General features: G+C 38.0%; 6 protein-coding genes and 3 pseudogenes. 2 read left to right on the forward strand and 7 right to left on the reverse strand.

The features are described from left to right. Positions 1 to 12: 12 nt before the first annotated feature. From TR08_RS30050 to TR08_RS30060, 3 genes are all read right to left on the reverse strand, one after another. A complete protein-coding gene (locus TR08_RS30050; protein ID WP_045524688.1) occupies positions 13 to 894 on the reverse strand; it encodes a carbohydrate ABC transporter permease in 882 nt (293 codons plus the stop codon). Positions 895 to 909: 15 nt separating this feature from the next. After that, the gene (locus tag TR08_RS30055; RefSeq protein WP_045524690.1) at positions 910 to 1,800 is read right to left on the reverse strand and encodes a carbohydrate ABC transporter permease; all 891 of its coding nucleotides are present in this window, start codon (positions 1,798 to 1,800) and stop codon (positions 910 to 912) included. A gap of 65 nt (positions 1,801 to 1,865) precedes the next feature. After that, a complete protein-coding gene (locus TR08_RS30060) occupies positions 1,866 to 3,203 on the reverse strand; it encodes a carbohydrate ABC transporter substrate-binding protein (protein WP_045524692.1) in 1,338 nt (445 codons plus the stop codon). Positions 3,204 to 3,375: 172 nt separating this feature from the next. Between TR08_RS30060 and TR08_RS30065 the strand changes: the two genes are divergently transcribed. Then, complete coding sequence (locus TR08_RS30065) at positions 3,376 to 4,242, forward strand: AraC family transcriptional regulator (RefSeq protein ID WP_045524694.1); 867 nt, start codon at positions 3,376 to 3,378, stop codon at positions 4,240 to 4,242. Between the two features lie 66 nt (positions 4,243 to 4,308). Here the strand turns inward: TR08_RS30065 and TR08_RS31685 are convergent. The 3 pseudogenes from TR08_RS31685 to TR08_RS31690 form a co-directional block, all read right to left on the reverse strand. Further along, a pseudogene (locus TR08_RS31685) lies at positions 4,309 to 4,545 on the reverse strand (LUD domain-containing protein); the annotation flags it as partial. Then, a pseudogene (locus tag TR08_RS30070) lies at positions 4,539 to 4,703 on the reverse strand (heterodisulfide reductase-related iron-sulfur binding cluster); the annotation flags it as partial. The pseudogenes TR08_RS31685 and TR08_RS30070, both read right to left, overlap by 7 nt. A 127-nt stretch (positions 4,704 to 4,830) precedes the next feature. Beyond that, a pseudogene (locus TR08_RS31690) lies at positions 4,831 to 4,950 on the reverse strand (RbsD/FucU domain-containing protein); the annotation flags it as partial. Between the two features lie 21 nt (positions 4,951 to 4,971). On the opposite strand from TR08_RS31690, the gene TR08_RS30075 reads away from it, so the two are divergent. Continuing rightward, entirely contained in the window at positions 4,972 to 5,679 is a 708-nt protein-coding gene (locus TR08_RS30075) for an IS6 family transposase (RefSeq protein WP_045524699.1), read from the forward strand. Positions 5,680 to 5,767: 88 nt separating this feature from the next. Here the strand turns inward: TR08_RS30075 and TR08_RS33500 are convergent. Then, positions 5,768 to 6,082, reverse strand: a 315-nt coding sequence (locus TR08_RS33500; protein ID WP_238579286.1) for a hypothetical protein, incomplete at its 5' end; no start/stop codon positions are given.

Genomic DNA, 6,082 nt, shown 5'->3' on the forward strand with positions numbered 1-6,082 from the left:
GTAAATCCTCCTCTAGTCTTTTAAACCGCCAAGGGTCATCCCTTGTGTCAATTTCTTTTGAACAATGATATATAAAATCAAGGTTGGCAGCATAACGAGGACCATTCCCGCATACATTTGGCCATAGTTTGCTGCTGACTTTTGTGCCGCCATTAAGTTCATCAGACCAACAGGTAAGGTTTTATTTGGACCTGGTATCAACGTAAGGGCAATAATGTATTCATTCCAAAACGCAAGGAAATTGAATAAGATGACGGCTATGATACTTGGCCGTGCCATCGGAATCATAATCGAGATCATCGTTTTGAAATATCCAGCACCATCGACCAAAGCCGCTTCTTCGTACGTTGATGGAAGGGATTGGAAATAGCTGGACAATAAGTAAATGGTAAATGGCAAAGCGGTTGCCGCATAAACCACAGCTAAAATAAATAGATTGTCCAGCAAGAATCCAGCTCCAAATTGTCCCCGTAAGAAGTTATCACCGTCTAATAACATCAAGAAAATTGGAACGACAATATAGTTCACGTTGATAAATAATCCAGCTTTAAACAAGGCGTTCAAAAATTTACTGCCTCTAAAGATGTATCTTGCCAACACATAGGCTGCCGGCAAGGCGACGATCAATAAAATAAGCAGCGCCAATGCAGTCACCATGACAGAATTCAACATATAGGTACCCATATTTGCCTTTTGGAAAGCATCTATGAAGTTTTGAAAATAGAAACCTTTCGGCATGACCCAAGGGCTGCCATAGAATTCCGAATTTTGCTTCACTGAAGCTAAGAAAACCCACGCGACAGGGATAATGATAGAGATTGCTAATGTAATCAGTGCGACGTAGATAAACAATCGATATGCTGTTTCTGCGCTCATGCCTTTTTGTTTTTTCATTGTTCATGGACCCCCTTAATACTCCAGCACTTCCCGTTTGGTGACACGGCTGACAATCGCAGATAGTACGAATGAGAATAGGAAGATCACAACCCCAATAGACATACCGTAACCATAAGAAGAATTGGTGTAAGCCTGCTTATACATATAGCTTAAAAATACTTCCGTCGATCCGTCAGGACCGCCGCCAGTCATCGCCTGGACGAGAAGAAAACTTAAATTAATCGTACTGATAATGAAGAAGGTTAACGTTGTCCGAATGTTATTCCAAATCAACGGTAAGGTAATACTGAAAAATTGTCTAACTCGTCCAGCGCCCTCCAAAGCAGATGCTTCATAAAAACTTTCTGGGATACTCGCCATACTCGACATATACATGACCATATAGTAACCAATCGCTTGCCAAACGAGTGCCCCTCCGATGCTGTAAATGGCAATGTTTTGATCGCCAAGCCACATTCTTTGAAGGTTCTCAAGGTTAAATAAAGCAAGTAGATTATTCAACAAGCCTGTGGTTGGATCATAAACCGCAGAAAAAATCCCAGCAATGACCACAACGGATAAGATATTAGGGATATAGAATATAATCCGGAAAAAGCTGTTGCCTTTCATCTTTTCTCTCGTTAACAAAGTAGCAAACAAAATCGCCACCACCATGGTGATGAGTGTGACGATAACAATCAATACAATACTGTTTTGGAGAGATCGAAAGAAGTTCATATCGTTCCATAAGATTTTGAAGTTATCGAGTCCGACAAATACTTTATTATTAGAAAACCCACCCCACTTATATAAGGACATCCTGAATACCTCAATCGTAGGAAAAATCATAAAAATGGTTAACAAGATCAGTGCTGGTGACGTACAAGCAAAAATAAAAATCCTTTTTTCTGTTGTCTTATTCATGGATATCACCTCATTTAATAAATATAACGGTGAGGAAGAATACTCACCGTTATACTAGTGAACTATTACTTTAATGCTGACCGTAATTGGTCACTCACTTTTTCAACGGACTCTTGCCAATCTTTTACTTTTTTATCGCCAGAAACAATACTGTCGATCGTTCTGAATAATGTATCTGCCATGCTGACACCCTCAACGGCTTCTGTTGCAGCAAATCCACCCATACCTGCTTTTGCTCCGGAATCATAAATACTATAGAATAGCTTATTGTCACCGGTCAGCTTTTCGGAGATCCCTTCGATTGGTTGTATCGCACCAGCTTCTGCAAAAATTCCCGTTGCTTCATCGGAATAAACATACGTTAAGAAATCCTTTGCTGCATCTTTATTTTTAGCCTGAGCTGGCACCCACATTTGTTCGAAGAAGGTAAAAGCGTAACGATCACCGCCATTATCAATAGCCGGCAATGCTGTCATACCCCATTCAAAGCCATCCACTTTAGGCGCTTCTCCCATTTCACCAACGACCCACGTACCATTTGGCATAAACAGTGCTTTGTTATCAAGAATCAATTGTTGATTTTTCGTGTAGTCTTTGTCATTGGCATTGGCAACAGTTGTGGGCTCTGTGTATTTAGCTAACTTCCCAACAATTTCAAAAACCTTCGTTGCTTCAGGAGATTCCCAAATGCCATCTTCATATTTCATCGCTTTATTGTAAAAGTCAGGTCCGCCCGCTTCTAATAGTAAAGAATAGAAAAATGCATCAAAGTAACCGGTAGTAGGGTATGTGAATAATGCGATTCCTTCAGCTTTCGCTTTATCACCTAACGCCCACATCTCATCCCAAGTCTTCGGTACCTCCCAGCCCTTTTCTTTTAACAAGCCGGCATTATAGAATAATCCAGTTGGACTGTAGAACATCGGTGCCATATAAGTTTTCCCGTCATTATAAGGGCTGGTTGCCAGTGTGTCAGTAAAACCTGGTACCAACTTATCCTTTACTTTGACATCCTCACCATAAACGTTTTTATCCAAAACATCCGAAATGTCTTCTAAAGCTTTATCTTTAATCAAATTTTCTGTCAGTGCCAGTTTTCTTCCGGCTGCCAATAAAACCACATCCGGATAGTTTCCTGCTTTCATATTCGGGCTGATAACATCCTCGAGATTTTTATCCACAGTCAATTCAACATCAACTTTCGGATTTGCTGCTTCATACGCATCGATCACTTTGGTCCACATATCTTTACCATAAGCTGACTCTAATGCTGCCACATGAAGGGTCTGTTGTTCACTAGATGTTTTACCATTCTTTGAATCTACCTTTTGATCGTTATTACAAGCCATCAAACCTAGAGATAACATTGCAATCGAACCTGCCAACAAAAGTTTCTTTTTCATATTGATCCTCCCTTTATTTCTTTATATCTTAATAGGTAGAGTATACATTTAGAAAAACGCTTTCACAATAAACATCTTGTTCTGTTTTTTAGATATCTTGCTACCGTTTGTAATTTTCCACTAAAAAACCTATAATTCAGTTTAATAGAATGCTTTTGAAGGAGGAAGTTATTTGTCAAATGAAATTTATGAGGTTCCACCATCGGCACGGGGCCATCTTCCAGTTAAACTTCTCTATGTAACAAAAGCAAAATACGATAAAGATTGGCATAGCACCAATCATACTCATCATTTTACTGAAATATTGTATATTACTAAGGGCAAAGGGACTTTCATTTTTTCAAAAAAAGAAATACCGGTCACAGAGCATGATTTAATTGTCATCAACCCGAATACCGAGCATACGGAAAAGTCTGGTGTCGATCACCCCCTTGAATATATTGCACTTGGCATCCAAGGTCTAGCTTTTTCATCTCCAGATGATCCGGGATTACAGGTCACTTTTTTCAATTATAAACAGGAGAAAAACGTCTATCTCTTTTACCTCCAACAATTGATTGAAGAAGTGGTAAACCAAAAAGAAGATTATGAGTTGCTCATACAAAACATATTAGAAATTTTATTGCTTAAGATGATGAGGAAAAAGGCATTTACCTTGGAGGAAACATCTACTAAAAAGATTAGTAAAGATGTGGCCTTTATAAAAAATTATATTAAGCAGTATTTTCGCGAAGAAATAAATTTGGATACATTAGCTGAGGTTAGTCATATCAATAAATACTACCTTGCTCATTCATTTAAGAAAGCATTCGGTGTTTCTCCGATTGAATACTTAATTCAAACCCGTATCCGGGAAAGTAAAATATTATTAGAAACCACCAACTACCCGATTTCTAATATATCAACCATTACCGGCTTTTCTTCCCAGTCCTTTTTTGCTCAATCCTTTAAACGGGTAACGAATCTTTCTCCTTCACAATACCGAAATACCAAAAACTCTAATAAAAGTAAAACAAGGAAATCAAAAAGTAACAAATAAAATTTCCTAATGGATATGCAGAAGAAGACGATTCAAGTCCGATTCGTCTTCTTCTTCTTCAGCCTATTAAATATCTTCTACCACTAGATAAGTAGCTTTAATTGGTCCATGCACGCCGACAACAAGTTTCATTTCGATGTCAGCTGAGTTGCTTGGTCCTGTGATGAAGTTGATGCATGAGGCGATTTGTTCGTCGTTTTTTACTTGCTCATTAATGATGCGGGCCGCTTGTGTCATGCGGGGAACGATACTGCTTTTTGGGATAATAATGATGGAAGTTGCCGGTAAAAAACTGACGATTCTTTGACAAACCCCCTATTGTAAGCCGGCAGTCCGCAGCAAATTTGTGATTCTGGAAAATCGATTTCACAGCCGAGTCTTTCTAACACTTCCACTGTTGCTTTGCCTACATCACCTTGAAACATATCTACTAAACAAGTAGCAAAAAGACTAACTTTCATTTTTCCCGGCTCCCTTTTACCTAATCTTTGATGCAGTCAAAAAAACCAATCCATACTAATTGGATTGGATCCTTCTTATTCTTTCGGACTCAAGAATTTTTCACGGTCCATTCTATTACACTCTAAATTAAAGCACACCTTTTTTCAAAATAATATTTGCATAGGGCGCTCGTTCACTCGTAGCAACTATGGCATAAGCCGCTTTACTTCGTTCGTAAAAATCCATTCTTTCAAGCTTTTCAATTTGGACAGGGAAATTGCGATCGGTATGGAAAAAGAAGATTTGTTCAAATGGAAGCACTATCAGCCTGACATTATTTTGTTAACAGTAAGATGGTACCTACTGTACAACTTAAGTTTTCGTGATTTGGTGGAAATAATGGAGGAGCGTGGCTTATCCATGGCTCATACAACGATTATGCGTTGGGTTCATCAATATGGACCTCAATTAGATAAAAGAGTACGTCGTCATCTTAAGCCAACAAATGACTCTTGGAGAGTCGATGAAACCTATATTAAGGTAAAAGGTCAATGGATGTATTTATATCGTGCAGTCGATTCAGAAGGGAATACCATTGGTTTTTATCTAAGTGAATCAAGAAATAAACAAGCAGCCAAGCGCTTTTTCATGAAAGCCTTGGCTACTTCTCATGTTTGTAAACCTCGTGTCATAACAGTGGACAAAAACCCAGCCTATCCCGTAGCGATTCAAGAGTTAAAAGAAGAGAAACATATGCCTGAAGGCATACAAATAAGGCAAGTGAAATATCTCAATAATATGGTAGAACAGGATCATCGTTTTATAAAGAAGCGAGTTCGTTCAATGTTAGGATTAAAATCATTTCGTACAGCTACTTACATACTGAGTGGTATAGAAGCGATGCATATGATTAAAAAGAAGCAGGTTCATCAAGGGGTGAAGTCTGCCCAAAACCAAAAAGAATTCATCCATAAATTATTTGGATTAGCTTCATAAGTTAGCCATTCAAAGGAAATTGATACTCTATGTTTCTAGCGAGTAGTTTTTGCACAAAAAAAGACAGATGGGCTTCCATCTGTCTTTTTTATGCAGGCGTATTATTTAACTGATTTCCCGATTCTTTCTTTGATATTAAGTGTTTAAACTTAAGATCAGCAATCCAGTAAATCAGATAAGCAGAAACACTGAAAAAGAAAAAGAAAATTAAAAAGGAAAAGCGTAATGAAAGAATGGTCCATGCACTAAGAATAATCATACAAAAAATCGATAAATGAATTTTGTATAAACCTACTTTAAGACTATTAAGACACAAGTGCTTAAAGGACGTGACCATATTAACCATCAGTGGATAAATGCTTAAAAAAGATAGAACAAATAAAAAACTGACCAATAGGATTAC

It is taken from the genome of Neobacillus niacini (assembly GCF_000759675.1).
Taxonomy (GTDB): domain Bacteria; phylum Bacillota; class Bacilli; order Bacillales; family Cytobacillaceae; genus Neobacillus; species Neobacillus niacini_A.